Below are 15,521 nucleotides of genomic sequence, written 5' to 3' on the forward strand. Positions count from 1 at the left end.
GAAGCTTGGAAAGCCGCTTCCCAAGGCCGCAAGAATGAATATTACAGTTTTGTTGCAGTTATATTGCATTTCTTGTCACATAAGTGTAACAAAGGTCTTCAGGTAGAGGAGAAGACATCATGATATCCGCAAAATTCTGGGTTCAGCCGCTGCTGCGTTTTTGATGGGAACCGCCGCTTCAGCCCAGCCCGCGGGCGAGATCGGTTACGAAACAGGCGCGCTCGGTTATGATGCGCTGGTTGCCGGAGATAACGCGCTGGCCTTGCAGCAGCTGGAAGCGTCCGAGCGGGAGCATGCAAAGGACCCCGCCCGACTGATCAATCTGGGCCAGACCTATGCCCGGCTGGGACGCACGGGCGATGCCGCGCGCATGTTCATGGCGGCCAGAGACAGCAGTCGCAATTTTGATCTGGTGCTGGCCAATGGCGATGTGATCAATTCCCGGGATGCCGCTGAACTGGCCCTGCGGAATCTCAACGAGCAGATCGCGCGCCGATAGACGCCAACAGTTTCGGGGAACCACTCCCGCAGTCTTTATATTTTGAAAGGTGGCCGTCTTTGCGGCCATCTTTTTTCTGCATAATTGGCAAAGCGCATGCATGTGATCTTCCCGGTAAGCGGTTCAAATCCGCTGGACCGGGGGCGCTGAAAAATATCCGTCACAATTGAGTCTCCGAACCGTCACGCAAACAGCATCGGCGGGTCATTTCCTGTCCCTAGTGCCCTTTCCCGAGGGCGATGGGGGCCGGTTGATTCGAACCGCATCGTTTGATTCGAAAGTATCAAATCAGTTTTTGCGGAGACCAATCCCATGTTGAATAAGCAATTTCGTTCTGTCCTGTTTGCAGGTGCAGCAGCTGTCGCGGTAACAGCTTGCGGTGCCGACGACGTAGCGTCACCGGGCGAAGGCAATATCGTCGTGCTGCCCGCACCGGCTCCGACACCGACTCCGACCCCCACGCCGACACCGACTCCGGGAACGCCGGCGGCCGATTGCCCGACGGGCTTCACCAATGCCGGTGTTCTGGCGAACAACCGGGTCTGCCAGATACCAAACAGCATCCAGACGGCACTCACAGTCCCGCAACGTGACGGCACCATCTATTCGATGAGCGGTCGGGTAGAGGTCGGCACCGACGTTGGCGGTGATGGCGCAGCGGCCGGCGGCGTGTCCAGCAGCCTCACCGTTGAGCCCGGGGTAGTGGTCTTTGCCCAGAGCGCGACGACCTTCCTGATCGTCAACCGCGGATCGACCTTTAACGCTCCGGGTACCGCAAGCGAACCGGTGATTTTCACCTCGCGCCAGAATATCGAAGGCACGACCACCGATGCCGACTCGAACCAGTGGGGTGGAATTCTGGTTCTCGGTCGCGCGCCGATCAGTAACTGCATCGGCGCCGTTGCCGGTGGCACTGCCGGATGTCAGCAACTGGCAGAGGGAGCAGGCCCGTCCGATTTCTACGGCGGAGACCAAGCGGCGGACAATAGCGGCACTATCAGTTACCTGCAGGTTCGTTATACCGGTCGGGCTGCATCGGCCAACCAGGAACTTCAGGGCTTGACCTTGGGTGGCGTCGGTTCGGGTACCGATATCTCTTACGTCCAGATCCATAATAGCGGTGATGACGGTGTCGAAATCTTTGGTGGCACGGTCAATCTGGACCACCTGATTATCACCGGTGCGGACGATGACTCGCTAGACACCGATGTCGGCTACAAGGGGGCCATCCAGTTTGTTATCGGCGTTCAGAACACCACCGGTGGCGACACATTGTGGGAAGTCGACTCCGATGATGACAGCGGCTTCGATTTCACCCCGCGTCAGGATGTCAAGCTGGCCAATTTCACCTTCATCCAACGCAAGACAGGCGACAAGGTCATTCACCTTCGTGGCGGACCGGATGCAGCGATCCTTAACGGCATTCTGGTCGGACCGGGAACCTGCCTGGATATCGATCAGGCCGAAACGGTTCAGGCAGCCAATGCCGCGCTTGACGAGCTCGGCCCCCACGGATCCAGTCAGTGGTTGGCAGCTGTGCCACGGGCGACTTTGATGCGGATGCCGATACGTTTGAAGCCACTGCGGTGAATGCTGCGGGCAATGCGAATAACGACTTCAACTTCGTATCCAGCCTGATTTCCCTGTTCATCAATGGTTCGAACGAAACGGCAGTGACTCCGGTCGCCAATATCACGAGCTTCAGCCCGGACTTCTTGCAGGTAGATTATATCGGTGCCGTCCGCGACATCAACGATCTCTGGTACCAGAGCTGGTCTTGCAACGCGAGCTACGCCGATTTCGGTTCTCTCCAGACTTGCGCAGCTTCGCCAGTCTCCTGATCGCTACAGCCAGTTCAGGAGGTGGCGGCCCGTGTCGCCACCTCCCTTTCTTTTTATCCGAGGGATCATCAATGTCGAAACCTGCCCCACTCGCGAGCATACTCCTTTTTCCACAGCACTCAGCCCTCTGCCGGCTTTGGCGCAAGCGAGCCCGGCTGAAGTCGTTGAGCCTTCTGAAGCTGAACCAGCTGAAGAAACGCAATCCGGCGATGATGTCGACATTTCTGCTCCTGGCGGCGGCTTCAGTGGCGAGATTATCGTTCGCGGCCGCTATATCCCCAATTCCATACGCAATAATTCGAGCGTGATTTCCGTCCTTTCGACAGAAGATATTGCCCGATCGGGCGATGGCGATATTGCCGGTGCTCTGGAACGGGTCACCGGGCTTTCGGTTGATAGCGGCGGTTTTGTCTATGTTCGTGGTCTCGGCGACCGTTATTCGCAGGCTTTGCTGAACGGCACGCTTATCCCCTCGCCGGAGCCGCTAAAGCGGGTTGTGCCGCTTGATATTTTCCTGCCTCGGTGCTTGCCAGTGCCACGGTGCAGAAGAGCTATTCGGTCAATTATCCCGGTGAATTTGGCGGCGGTCTAATCAATCTGACGACGGCTGCCATTCCCGATGAAAGCTATTTCGAATTCGGAATGGGCATGGGCATGAATAGCGAAACAACCGGGAAGCTCGGCTATACCCATTTCGGCAGCGACAGTGACTGGACCGGTTTTGACGACGGTACCCGCGACGTGCCGGCCGGACTGGCTGCAGCATTTAACGCCGGGTCCCGGATCGAACTGGGTCCTGATTTCACCCAGGAGCAATTGCAGGATTTTACCGCCAGCCTGGTTAACGCGCCGACCACATTGGTTCAGCGCAATAACGATATTCCGGTCAACTGGAGCGCCGATATGAGCGCTGGTCTGGCCAAGGATATTGGCGCCAGCCGTCTTGGCGTGATCTTCAATGCCTCGTACAGCAACAAGTTCTTCACCCGCGATTCCATTGAACAGGGGGGCACCACCAGCATCATTGCCGATGACGGTCGCAACGTGCGTACCGATCACAATATCGTGGTTAGCGGACTTCTCGGCCTGGGTCTTGAGGTGGACGAGCATGTAATCCGCTGGACCAATCTCTACATTCGGGATTCTCTGAAACAGACAAGCCTCAAAGCCGCGGACAATATCAATACCGGCGAAATCGACCCCACCACGCCGGCGGATGAAATGCGTCAGCAGACCAACTGGATCGAACGTCAGTTGATAGACACAGTTCTGGTTGGCGAATTCAAATTCGGCGATATATCGCTTGATGTTCGCGGTGGTTACGCGAATTCGCAGCGCGAAGCTCCCTATGAGCGCTCCTTTACCTATTTCTATGACCCGGTTGCCGAGGATTATGTAAATAACCTGCTGACCAACCCGCAGTCGGCCACCATCGCATTCAGCGATCTGAACGAAGATGTGTGGAATGGTGGTATAGACTTTGCCTATGCTCTGCCAACTTCGCGCAACATAACTTTGTCGACCGGCTACAGCTATGTGAACACCAGCCGGAACGCATCCCGACGCGACTTCCGTTACTTCCCGACCAGCAGCCTGCCGTTCGGGGTGAGCCAGGAGCGCCCAGATTATCTCATCTCCGACTTCAATGTCTACGGCGGCTACACAGAAGGCATTACAACCGACGGTATTTTCATTCAGGAAGACCAGACCAATGCAGGATCTCAGGCCTATGATGCAGAGCTGACTGTTCACGGCGCCTATGTCAAAGCGGATGTGGAACTGCTTGACTTCGTTCAGGCCGAATTGGGTGTCCGCTACGAAACGGCTGATCAGTCGATAACCGCGCTGGATATCTACAATGACGGCACGCTGGTGCAGACAGCGCCGCTCGAAAATGACTATTGGCTGCCTGCCGGCACGCTGACATGGAATTTTGCGGAGGATATGCAATTTCGTGCCAGCGCTTCCAAAACCATCGCTCGTCCGCAATTTCGCGAACTGGCCCGGCCGCAATATCTCGACCCGGACTCCGGCCGGGTATTCTCGGGCAACCCCTTTCTCGAAGATAGCGAACTGTTCAACGCCGAAGCCCGTCTAGAATATTATTTTGGCGATGGTGAACGGGTGCTGCTGGCCGGCTTCTACAAGAAGATCGACAATCCGATCGAACCCGTTGCATTCATTCCTGCCGGCAGTTCGGATTTCCAGACCACCTTTGCCAACGCTCCGGAAGCCAGCTATATGGTGCGGAAATCGAGCTGTTGAAATATTTCCCTATGGATGGGCTGGGGAATTCAGATTTTTTGCGGATAGAAGGTTCGTTGCGATTGCCAACTATACCTATACCGACTCCGAGCTGAAAGTGGGCGCCAATGATACGACCATCCTGGACGATACGCTGGGCGTGCGTTCGGCCGATCAGGTGTTCATTGACGGTTCGCCTTTGACTGGACAATCGAAACATTTGGCAAATTTTCAATTCGGTATCGAAAATACCGAACGGCTTTCTCAATATACGTTCCTGCTCAGCTATGCGAGTGACCGGGTCACGACGCGCGGCCCGATCACGGGCGGCCAGCCCGATCCGGATCTGGTGCAGGACGCAAGCCTGAAGCTGGATTTTGTTGCGAGAGAAGCGGTCACCATTGCCGGTCAGGAACTGGAAATTAAGTTTGAAGCCCGCAATCTGACCAACGAGAATTTCCGGGAAACCCAGTCCGGCAATGTTCTGATCATTAACCAGCAATATGATCTCGGCCGGAGTTTCTCCATCGGGGTCAAGGCGAAATTCTGAACCCCTGCGCGAGCGTAACCTATCTGTCACCTAAGTGTCGCGGAGGCGTCACCATAGCGATCTAGCCAGTGTAATGGGCAAGACAGGACAGGGACGTCGTGATAACCGGATTTCTGACAACAGACTGCAAGAATAGGGTCGGATCGGCCGGGCAGGCCGTCCGATCCAATGACGGGTTGCTGCCATGAACATGCCCGCTCCGGTCGAAAAATCACCCGGCGGGAACATATCCCGGCCCATTTCTGACAGCGAAGCGCCGCTGCTAGACCTTCCCTACAGCTATGCCCGCGATCAGGGCGTGATAATCTGTTCGATGGAGGACGAGCGGGCATCGATAGCAATGCGCGAGGGTGCGGACCCGTCCGCCTTGCTGGAAGTGCGGCGCTATCTGGCTCTGCCCTTTGATGTGGAACTGGTCGATGGTCCGGCGTTCGAGAAGCTGCTCAGCGCCCATTATGCAATGGACGGATCGGCTGCCGCCATGGCCGGTGATATGGCGCTGGCGGGCGAGGGACTGGACGATATTGCCGGGGACATTCCGAGCGCAGAGGATCTGCTCGACAGCGCCGATGATGCGCCGACGATCCGGCTGATTAACGGGATCATCGCCGAGGCGGCAAGGCAGGGCGCTTCGGACATTCATATCGAACCTTATGAGACGGGGCTGGTCGTGCGGATGCGGGTCGACGGCGTGCTGACCGAGAAACTGCGCATGCCGCCGCATGTCGCCGGCGTGATCGTTAACCGGATCAAGGTAATGGCACGGCTCGATATTGCCGAAAGAAGAATTCCGCAGGATGGCCGGATCAGCCTGACGCTGGGCGGGAAATTGCTCGACGTGCGCGTTTCGACCTTGCCCAACCGGGCGAGCGAACGGGTGGTGATGCGGATTCTCGACAAGGAGAGTGCCGGCATCTCCCTCGACTTGCTAGGCATGTCGCCGAGCACCCACGCGATCCTGACCGATGCGCTCTCGGAACCCAATGGGATTATCCTTGTGACGGGCCCCACAGGTTCAGGCAAGACGACCACGCTTTATGCAGGGCTCAAACAGCTTAACGACGGCAGCCGCAATATCCTGACGGTCGAGGATCCGGTGGAATATGCGATCGAGGGGATCGGCCAGACTCAGGTGAACGCCAAAGTCGGCCTGACTTTTGCTGCGGGGCTTAGAGCGATCCTTCGGCAAGATCCCGACGTGGTCATGATCGGTGAGATACGCGACCGGGAGACGGCAGAAATTGCGGTGCAGGCCAGTCTCACCGGCCATCTGGTGCTCTCGACCGTCCACACCAATGACGCGGTGGGAGCGATCACCAGGATGCGCGATATGAAAGTGGAGCCGTTTCTGCTGGCTTCGACATTACGCGCAGTCGTTGCCCAGCGTCTGGTTCGAAAACTCTGCGAACATTGCCGCACGCCGATCCAGGCGGACGGCTCGCTCGCCTCTTTGCTTGGTTTTGACAATGGCACGGTGGTCTATCGCGAGACCGGCTGCGACCATTGCAACCAGACCGGTTTTCAGGGCCGGATCGGCGTGTTCGAGGCGATCCGTATTGATGACACGTTGCGCAAATTGATCAATGATGGCGGCGACGAGGCGCGCATTGCATCGCATGCATTTCTCAAACAGCCCAATCTCGGCTCCGCGGCCCGGGCGCTCGTCCGCGAAGGCCTAACCACTGCCGAAGAAGGAATCCGGATATCCCGCCGCGAAAGCGAGACCATATTGATTGGATGAGATGATTTCATCGGATATCAGTCCGCTTCTCTTCCCATGAAGCGATAGCGGCGTTACACTTCCGCATGACCGATACATCCACCATGACCTACGCGCGCTATCTGGCGCTGGACACATTGCTCGACGCGCAGCATCCCCGGTCCGATCTGGACGACGAGATGCTGTTCATCATCATCCACCAGACCAAGGAACTGTGGCTCAAGCAGATCATCCGCGAGATGCGCTTCGCCAAGCAGCAGATCAGGACCGATGCGCTGGTGCCGGCCTATAAGGCGCTGGCGCGGGTCAGCCGGATTCAGGCTGTCATGACGCTGAGCTGGGACGTATTGTCGACCATGACGCCGAGCGATTATACGCGCTTCCGTCATGTTCTAGGACCCAGCTCGGGTTTCCAGTCCGACCAGTTCCGGACCGTCGAATATATGCTCGGCCTCAAGGACAAGGGCTTCCTGAAATATCAGGAGGATCGTCCGGAAGCGCAGTCGGCGATGCAGGCCGCGCTGGACCAGCCGAGCATCTGGGATGATGCGATCGCGGCGCTCGCGCGGGCCGGTTTCGATATTGATCCGGAGCTGCTGCACCGCGATTTTTCGCAATCCCATCAACCGTCCGAACAGGTCGAGTCGGCGTTTCTGGAAGTCTATCGCAAGCCCGAGCAATATTGGGAACTCTATCAGCTGGCGGAAAAGCTGGTCGATCTGGATGATGCGATGGCGACCTGGCGCCACAAGCATGTGCTGACGGTCGAGCGGATCATCGGCGGCAAATTGGGCACCGGCGGGACGGCGGGCGCTTCCTACCTGCAGAGCACATTGGGCAAACGCGCTTTTCCCGAACTATGGTCACTGCGTACCCAGTTATGAGCTGGAAACATCTGTTCTCCCGCTCTCTGTCGGCCAATCCGGAGCGGCTGCATTTTGCTGCTCACAGCCACCATCTCTGGCCCGATGCCAGCCACGACGGCCATATGACTGCTTGGCAGGATGCAGCGGCGTTGGCGGATCACAAATGGGACAAGATCATGGGGCCGGTCTGGACCGCAGCGCAGCAGCATGTTGCGAATGAACTGAACCTGCCCGATCCTGCCACCCTGTGCTTCGCGCCGAACACGCATGATTTCATCGTGCGCCTGTTGTCGACCATCCCGAAGCGGCCGGTCCGGGTGCTCGCAACCGATGGCGAGTTTCACAGTTTTCGTCGGCAGATGACCCGCTGGGTGGAGGCAGGGGAGGTCGTCCTGCAAACCGCTTCGCCGGACAGCTTGCTGGAGACGGCCCGATCCGGGCATTTCGACCTGATATTTGTGAGCCATGTGCTGTTCAATTCCGGCGCCATTGTCTCCGTGCTGGAAGAGCTTACGGCGCTGGCGCGTCCCGAGGGACCTTGGGTTGTGATCGATGGCTACCATGGCTTCATGGCGATCGAGACCGACCTGTCGGACATCGCCGACGGGGTATTTTATCTCTCGGGCGGGTACAAATATGCGATGGCCGGGGAAGGGGCCTGCTTCCTGCATGCGCCTCCGGGCTATGCCGGACGGCCTGTGGTGACCGGCTGGTATGCCGCCTTTGACGATCTTGCCTCGCCGCCGGGAGATGTCGGCTATGCGCCGGACGGGCGGCGCTTTCTGGGCAGCACTTTTGATCCCTCCGGCCTTTACCGCTTCAACGCGGTGCAGAAAATGCTGACTAGTGAAGGCCTGACAACGGCGGTAATTTCGGACTATGTCGCTGGCCTTCAGACGCAGTTTCTGGAGGACGCACCGCTGGCAGATTTCGAACTGCTCAACCCGCTTGGCGACCGGGCGCACGCCCGTTTTCTCGCCTTTCGCGGTGACACAGCCTCCGCGCTCCATGACCGGCTGGCCGCGCGCAATGTCGTGACCGATGTGCGCGGCGATGTCCTGCGGATCGGCTTCGGTCTTTATCATGACCGCGACGATGTGGCGCGCTTGCTAAAAATAATAGGTGAGCCGGGCTGAGCAATTTGCCGCTACGGCCTGACAGCCCTGGCCCGTCACTCAGCGGCTTTCGAGATTTTGGCCGCACATTTTTCCATTGACCTGAGCAAATTCAGCCATAGGCTTAACCGATCAATTAAAGCCGCGTTGAAAAGGACAGACCATGAGCATTTCCGTCGATATCCAGAATGATGTGGCTCTTATCACCCTCGATGACGGCAAGGCCAATGCCGTCAATTTCGACCTGATGATTGCGCTCAACGAAGCGCTGGACAAGGCTGAGGCGGACGCCAAGGCGGTCGTGCTGGCAGGCCGTGAAGGCCGTTTTTCCGGCGGTTTTGATCTTGGCATGATGGGCGGCTTCACCCGCGAGGATTCCGTTCGTCTGCTCGACCGTGCTTCGGAGCTGGTGCTGCGGCTCTATGGTGGACCGCTTCCTGTGGTTGGTGCCTGCACCGGCCATGCGATTGCCATGGGCGTCTTCCTCCTCATGTCCTGCGACACGCGGGTGGGAGCCGCCGGCGAATTCAAGCTGGGCGCGAATGAATCGATCACCGGAATGACGCTGCCGGTATTCGCGGTCGAGCTCGCGCGCGACCGGCTCAGCCCGCTCCACCAGACCCGCGCGATGATACAGGCTTTCATCTATGATCCGAAAGGCGCGGTCGAGGCGGGATATCTGGATATGCTGGTGGAACCGGATAAGGTGGTCGGACAGGCAACAGCGATAGCGGAGCAACTCGCCAAGCTGCCGGGCCATGCCTATGCCTATCAGAAATCGGCGATGCGCAAGCCGGCGCTGGACGCGATCCGCGCGAGCATTGGCAATCATCCGAATTTGCGGAGCTAGGGTCTGGCCCTCAGTCTCTAGCGATGCTGGTCGATCAGGATCGGATTGCCGTCGGGATCGGTGAGCATGATGTTGGCCGGGCCTTCCCCGTCATCAGCCTGACTATCGAGCTGCACGCCCGCCGCCAGCAATGATTTCTGGATATCGCGGACATCATCGAAATCATCGAGATTCTGGCCATCCTGATCCCATCCGGGATTGAACGTCAGCATATTTTGGGGAAACATGCCCTCGAACAGGCCGATCAGCGTCTCGCCATTTTTCAGGATCAGCCATTTCTGGTCCTGATCGCCGCCGAATTGACCAAAGCCGAGCTTTTCGTAAAAGGCTCTGGAAGCGGCAATATCCTTCACCGCCAAGCTGATCGAAAAGGCTCCGAGTTTCATATTCATTCTCCTTGTGCGGGTTCATTGCCGTACGGGCAGGATTTTCGGATTTTGCAGAAGCGCAGCCGACAGGATCGATATGATCAGGCCGACCGGAAATATCTCCAGAAAGGTCATCGGCATGCGGATATAGATTTTTCCGTAGTCGGTTCGCATTTTTCCAGACCGGCGATTTCCTCCGCCAGTTTCTCCGCGGGCAGCCCGGCGGCCTTTCTGGCCTCGATCGCGCTGTTCACATAGCTGTCGATGAAAGCATAGCCGTTGCTCATCGAATAGAGTTCCCAGACCAATGTATAGATGATTCCGGCGATCACCGCGATGGCGAGCCCTATGGCAAAAGCGGGAAGAAAGCGGATCACCCCGCCCAGTTCCTGGTCGCGGTAGCGTTTGATGCCGATGAATATCATCGAAAGTGCAACCAGCATCGTCAGATAGCCGAACAGTTCGGATGACAGGAAACTACCGCCGTCGCTGACCACCAGGCCCAGGATCAGGGTGACGATAGTGATCGTTCCGGACAGCACTCCGTAAGTCAGGGCGATTTTCCGCATGGTCGTTCCTCCGCTTGAGCGGCGGTTATGGCACCTGCACCCACATTTGGAAATCACCCGGTTGGGTGATCTGGGGCCAATCACCCCGATATATTAGGGAATCAGATGCAGGGACCGCGCCTGTTCGATCGCCCTGACGCGGCCGCTGACCTGCAGTTTTTCGTAAAGTCTCGCGATATGGGTCTTCACGGTGTTGGGCGAAATATCGAGCGTCCGCGCGATCTCCTTGTTCGACTGTCCCGCCGCCAGCGCCACGAGTACTTCGAGTTCCCGGTCCGAAATGCCCAGCGATTTCAGCGCCGCCCTGTTCTGTTGAAACGGACCGCGCGCTTTTTTCGCGGTCAGCCTGTGCCCCACCCAGACGCCCAGCGCGGCAAAGACCAATGCGATCAGAACGACATAGATTTCCACCGAATAGACCTTGGTGAAATATTGATATTGCAGCCACTCCAGAGCGAAAACAGCGGCGGCGAGGGCTATGGCATAGAGGATGACAATCCGGACCACCGAACGGGACATGGTCACCCGCCGCTATTTTCTGCCGCGCCCGGAATTTCCCGCTTCATCAGCTTGCCGTATATCCAGCCGATGCCGATCAGCGCAAAGCCGAGGCCGAGGAAGGACAGGATTCTCAACAGGCCGTCCAGTTGCGCATCGATCAGGAAGACCTTGAACGTCACCAGGGTAAGCAGCAGCAATCCGCCGATCCGCAGCAGGGCGTTGGTCGTCTGGATGCCCCGCGCAAGCCAGGCAATGGCGAGCAGCAACAGACTGGCGCTGTACAGATATGTCTCCGTGGTCGTATATCCCGGTCCGCTGCTCATTACCGGGCCGCCTGGCCCGCTGGTGACATTCGTCGACAAAGCGATAATCGAGCCGTGAACGGCTTGCCGGACCGTCACCATGACCGCCGCGACGGTGGCGATCATGCTGCCGATTTCAAGCGAACGGATCCATTGATCCGCGCCTTCCTGCGCCGCTCTGGTTCTGGCAAACAACCACAGCCAGAGCGCCACGGCACCATAATGCAACGTCCCCAGATTGGCGAACGGAGCAGGTCCCATCATCTGTCGCACATTGGTGGGACTGAGCAGCAGCAGATCAAAATAGACAAAGCGGAACAGCGCGATTGCGGCCAGTGTCCAACCCAGCATCCTTATTGTAAATATCCATTCGCCAGGCCATGGGCGGCGCAGCAACAGCCAGCCGGCCGCCGCGAACAAATGGGTGAATATCGCCCGTTCGGCAAAGCCATATTGGACGAACTGCTCTATCGATCCGATCGCGAGAATCTGCTTGAGCAGCAGATAGGCGAAGGCACCCGAGCCGATGAGCCCGACAATGGCCAGGATCGCCGCCAGATGCCGCTCCAATATCCCGCGGAAGACATAGGCCAGCGCCAGAAGCGCGAGACACGGGATCAGGAGTTCGGGCAACAGCAACCATGGGTCCGGCAGATAGTCGTAAAGGCCGGTTTCGCCGCTGAGTGAAGCGAATAAGGTGAGGGCAAGCCCGCTCGAGGAAATCGCGGCCATCACGCCGCCCGTGATGGCGCCTGCAAAGGCCTCCCGGGCCACGGCCTTGCTGTTGCAATATCGTGCCCAGGCCGCGAGGCCAGCCGCAACCAGGATGATAAGGATCGCTGCGAACCTGTCCGGCGTCCACAACCACAAGGCGGCTGTCAGAAATATCGCTGTGAGCGCGCTTGCCACTGCCAAAACGATCAAGCCGCTTTGCAACCGGCTACGCCAGGCCATGATGCCGGTGCTGATGCCGACAAGGAAGCAGGCGGCTCCCCAGCCATTGTTTGTCCATTCCAGTCGGCCAAGAATCGCTGCCACAACCAGCATTCCGGTCGGCGCCGCCAGTCCGATGAACGCCCAGATGCTACCGTCCTTTTCGCGCAGCGCGAAGACATGCCCGGCGAGACCGAAAAGCACTGCAAAGCCGATGGCGGGGAGCAGGTCGCCCTGATCCGGTCCATAGTCCGAAAAGGCAGCGGCGACCATCGCAAGTGTCAAACCCAGAGCGCCCGCAGCGGCTGGTGTCATTTCCGCGTCTCGCCAGCTCAGCGCGATCGCAAATATGGCGAGCACCGCGAAGAACAGCCAGCTGGCGGGCGAATATTCTATCAGTGGCGCGAGGATGATCAGCTGGACCAGTCCGGCGGCGAGCGGAATGCTCCGCATGGCCACCTTGGGGACACCAAAAATCCGGTCGGTGCGGGACAGGGTCAGCACACCGCCGATCGCGAGCAGGATGATGAAAATGCTGACCAGGGAACTGTCGCCGGATATGTCCATGAACAGCAGGGCCGTGGTCCAGATCACGCTACCGCCAGTGGCGAGCAGCGCCAGCCAGGCCCAGCCGCGATGGATCGCGAGACCGAACAGTCCCGCTGTGAAAATACCGAGATAAATGACCAGGGGCGCGATCGATTCAGGCCCAACCCCGGCGACATAGGGCGCAGCGAAACCGCCAATCAGGCCCATGATAGCCGTCGGTGGTCCGTGCTTTTGCGACAACAGGAAGGCAAGGATGGTGATCGCGACAACCCCGGTCAGGGCGCTGGTCAGGCCGAGCAGGCCATAAAGTTCGCTGGCCATGTACAGTGTTGCGTAAAGCACGGCGACCCCCGCGCTGCGACGCTGTGGCCGATCCGCAAGTCGTCCGTGAAAATCCTGCCCAGGCGCGGGATACGATGACCGAATTCGGCTGCTCCGATCAGCAATAGTCCGAACAGGGCTGCGGTTGCGCAGCGTGCGGCCGGACCGAACAGACCGGCTTCGATCGAGAAACGGACGAGAAAAATCCGGCGAACACCAGCGCAATGCCGCCAATCCAGATCGGCAATTTGCCACCGATCAGATCTTCAAACCGCTTGCCGGCACTGGCGGGAGCCTCTTCTTCGACGGGCTCAAAATGTTCGGACACTTCTGCAGCCTGTTCCACACTCGCCGTTGCCTCAGCTTCTTCGGTCAGGCGGGGACTGTCCGGAACGCGTTTCGGGCGCGCTCTCCGCAACGGTTCTGCACCGGGAACGGGCTCGGCGTTGCGAACGGGCGCGGAAATTTTCTCGACCGCGCTGTTCAGCTCGCTCAGGCCATATTCCAGTTCTTCGATGCGGGCGCGAAGATATTTGATGGTTTTCCGGCTGTCGAAAACCACAAAGAAAAGGACGACCAGCCCGACGAAGATCAGAAATGTCATACGCTGCTATTCCTCATTCAACAGATATTTTTGCCAGAAGAGCAGGCTCGCCCAGAATTGATAATCGGCATTGGCTTTCTTGCGGAAACCGTGCCCCTCGTTCTCGGCCAGCAGATGCCAGGCGGGACGGTCATTGGCGCGGACCGCGGCGACGATCTGGTCGGCTTCGCTGGCCGGGACGCGCGGATCATTGGCGCCCGTCACCACCATCAGCGGAATATCGATTTCGCTAGCGCGGAGCAGGGGGCTGATTTCCTCGAGTTTCGCGCGCTGTTCGGGAATGCGCTCGTCGCCATATTCCACCCGCCGCAAATCGCGGCGATAGGCCTGGGTGTTTTCCAGGAACGTGACGAAATTCGAGATGCCGACAACCTCCAGCCCGGCCTTCAGCTTCTTGCCGTAGCGCAGCATCGACGCGAGCGTCATATAGCCGCCATAGCTGCCGCCGGTCACAGCGATGCGCTTGCGGTCGACGTGCCGGTCGTTGCGCAGATGGTCGAGAAACGCTCCGATATCCAGCACGCTGTCCTCGCGCCGCCACGGACCATTGTCCAGCGCGACAAATCTTTTGCCAAAGCCGGTCGACCCCCGGACATTGGGATAGAATATCGCGATGCCCAGTTCGTTGATCAGATAATTGCTGCGCCCCAGAAAGCGGGGTGTGGCCTGGCCTTCCGGCCCACCGTGGATGTTGATGATCAGCGGCCGCTTGCCCTTGTGCCGGGCGGGGTCGGGCCGGTAGAGAAAGCCGGAAATTTTCTCGCCGTCGAAACTTTCTATCTCGACCAGTTCAGGCGCGACATTGTCGGCGCTGTCCAGCCCGCCGGTCTCGCTTCTGGTCCAGCGGGTGATCGCGAGCGTCTCCGGATTGACGCTATAGGCGTCGGTGCCGGTGCGGTTGCTGTTCAGCGTGATGCCCAGCTCTCCCCAGGGCGCGAACTGGACGCCGCTGATCACGCCGTCGGACAGGCCCTCGACGACGCGGATTTCTCCGCTTTCCATGTCATAGAATTTGAGTACGGAACGGCCGGCATGGTTGACTTCAAAGGCAATCCAGCGTCCGTCTTCGCTGATATCGAAGTCGGTGATATCCCGGATTTTCTCGTCTATTACCGGCTCGAACCGGCCGGTTTCCAGATTGACGATGCCGAGCCTTTTGACATCGCTGCCGTCGTCCGACGCTGCCCAGAGGCGGCCGTCGGGCGCGAATTTCAGCCCGTCATAGGCAACCGGCCGTTCGCTGTCGGTCAGCTTGCGCGACGTTCCCTGCGCGATGTCGATCAGATAGAGCTGGTTGTCGGTGACCGAGACATAGTTGAACACCAGCAACTGCTTGTCATCCGGCGAAAAATCGATCGGAAACCAGCCGCCACCGGTCGAGGCGACCAGCATTTTCGCGCTTTCCGGGCGGGCCGGGTTCATCAGATAGATGTCGTTATACAGTCCGGTGCGCTTGTTCGAGCCGAAGGCGACCAATGTGCCGCTGCTCGACCAGGGGCCCAGACTGTTGCGGCTTTCGCCGTCGGTGAGCATCTTCGGCTGGCCCTTTTCCAGCGCGAAAATCTGGTTCACCTCGTTGCCGCCGCTGTCCTTCTGGAACAGCAGAGCCGAGCCGTCGGGCGCATAGCGGGCGGAATAGACCGGTTCGCCGGCGAAGGTCAGTTGCTCGCGCTGGCCCATCGGGGTGGC

At 58.6% G+C, this 15,521-nt stretch carries 17 protein-coding genes; 10 read left to right on the plus strand and 7 right to left on the minus strand.

The annotated features are described in order from the left end of the window. The first annotated feature begins 163 nt into the window (after positions 1-163). From C8024_RS02865 to C8024_RS02895, 10 genes are all read left to right on the plus strand, one after another. Entirely contained in the window at positions 164-499 is a 336-nt protein-coding gene (locus C8024_RS02865; protein WP_173202877.1) for a tetratricopeptide repeat protein, read from the plus strand. A gap of 312 nt (positions 500-811) precedes the next feature. After that, positions 812-2,089 (plus strand): hypothetical protein, encoded by a 1,278-nt coding sequence (locus C8024_RS02870; RefSeq protein WP_254305488.1) that lies wholly within the window; start codon positions 812-814, stop codon positions 2,087-2,089. Continuing rightward, a complete protein-coding gene (locus tag C8024_RS20800) occupies positions 2,086-2,340 on the plus strand; it encodes a hypothetical protein (RefSeq protein WP_254305489.1) in 255 nt (84 codons plus the stop codon). The genes C8024_RS02870 and C8024_RS20800 overlap by 4 nt, the downstream gene beginning before the upstream one ends. Positions 2,341-2,476: 136 nt before the next feature. Continuing rightward, a complete protein-coding gene (locus C8024_RS22770) occupies positions 2,477-2,932 on the plus strand; it encodes a TonB-dependent receptor plug domain-containing protein (RefSeq protein ID WP_367947114.1) in 456 nt (151 codons plus the stop codon). Continuing rightward, positions 2,881-4,605, plus strand: a complete 1,725-nt coding sequence (locus tag C8024_RS22775) for a TonB-dependent receptor (RefSeq protein ID WP_367947115.1) — start codon at positions 2,881-2,883, stop codon at positions 4,603-4,605. The genes C8024_RS22770 and C8024_RS22775 overlap by 52 nt, the downstream gene beginning before the upstream one ends. A gap of 97 nt (positions 4,606-4,702) precedes the next feature. Next, positions 4,703-5,134: a hypothetical protein gene (locus tag C8024_RS22780; RefSeq protein ID WP_367947116.1), complete on the plus strand. Its 432-nt coding sequence runs from the start codon at positions 4,703-4,705 to the stop codon at positions 5,132-5,134. Between the two features lie 184 nt (positions 5,135-5,318). Next, positions 5,319-6,875: a type II secretion system ATPase GspE gene (gene gspE, locus C8024_RS02880; protein WP_173202878.1), complete on the plus strand. Its 1,557-nt coding sequence runs from the start codon at positions 5,319-5,321 to the stop codon at positions 6,873-6,875. A gap of 65 nt (positions 6,876-6,940) precedes the next feature. Beyond that, on the plus strand, positions 6,941-7,738 hold the full coding sequence (locus C8024_RS02885; RefSeq protein WP_173202879.1) for a tryptophan 2,3-dioxygenase: 798 nt from the start codon (positions 6,941-6,943) through the stop codon (positions 7,736-7,738). Then, the gene (locus C8024_RS02890; protein WP_173202880.1) at positions 7,735-8,856 is read left to right on the plus strand and encodes a class V aminotransferase; all 1,122 of its coding nucleotides are present in this window, start codon (positions 7,735-7,737) and stop codon (positions 8,854-8,856) included. The genes C8024_RS02885 and C8024_RS02890 overlap by 4 nt, the downstream gene beginning before the upstream one ends. Before the next feature lie 142 nt (positions 8,857-8,998). Further along, the gene (locus C8024_RS02895) at positions 8,999-9,685 is read left to right on the plus strand and encodes a crotonase/enoyl-CoA hydratase family protein (protein WP_173202881.1); all 687 of its coding nucleotides are present in this window, start codon (positions 8,999-9,001) and stop codon (positions 9,683-9,685) included. A 17-nt stretch (positions 9,686-9,702) separates the two neighbouring features. Here the strand turns inward: C8024_RS02895 and C8024_RS02900 are convergent, their stop codons facing one another. The 7 genes from C8024_RS02900 to C8024_RS02925 all read right to left on the minus strand — a co-directional run. After that, the gene (locus tag C8024_RS02900; RefSeq protein WP_100093942.1) at positions 9,703-10,071 is read right to left on the minus strand and encodes a VOC family protein; all 369 of its coding nucleotides are present in this window, start codon (positions 10,069-10,071) and stop codon (positions 9,703-9,705) included. 113 nt (positions 10,072-10,184) lie between these two features. Continuing rightward, positions 10,185-10,622: a DUF4199 domain-containing protein gene (locus C8024_RS02905; RefSeq protein ID WP_173202882.1), complete on the minus strand. Its 438-nt coding sequence runs from the start codon at positions 10,620-10,622 to the stop codon at positions 10,185-10,187. A gap of 93 nt (positions 10,623-10,715) precedes the next feature. Further along, entirely contained in the window at positions 10,716-11,141 is a 426-nt protein-coding gene (locus C8024_RS02910) for a response regulator transcription factor (RefSeq protein WP_217271955.1), read from the minus strand. A 2-nt stretch (positions 11,142-11,143) separates the two neighbouring features. Then, on the minus strand, positions 11,144-13,249 hold the full coding sequence (locus tag C8024_RS02915; protein ID WP_173202883.1) for a DUF2339 domain-containing protein: 2,106 nt from the start codon (positions 13,247-13,249) through the stop codon (positions 11,144-11,146). Further along, a complete protein-coding gene (locus C8024_RS22785) occupies positions 13,195-13,434 on the minus strand; it encodes a DUF2339 domain-containing protein (protein ID WP_367947118.1) in 240 nt (79 codons plus the stop codon). Before C8024_RS22785 ends, C8024_RS02915 begins: the two co-directional genes overlap by 55 nt. After that, positions 13,347-13,832 (minus strand): hypothetical protein, encoded by a 486-nt coding sequence (locus tag C8024_RS20805; protein ID WP_254305490.1) that lies wholly within the window; start codon positions 13,830-13,832, stop codon positions 13,347-13,349. Before C8024_RS20805 ends, C8024_RS22785 begins: the two co-directional genes overlap by 88 nt. Before the next feature lie 6 nt (positions 13,833-13,838). Next, positions 13,839-15,521 (minus strand): prolyl oligopeptidase family serine peptidase (locus C8024_RS02925; protein WP_173202884.1); only part of this gene is annotated, 1,683 nt, incomplete at its 5' end.

Source organism: Sphingopyxis sp. BSNA05, from assembly GCF_013265645.1.
Classification (GTDB): Bacteria; Pseudomonadota; Alphaproteobacteria; order Sphingomonadales; family Sphingomonadaceae; genus Parasphingorhabdus.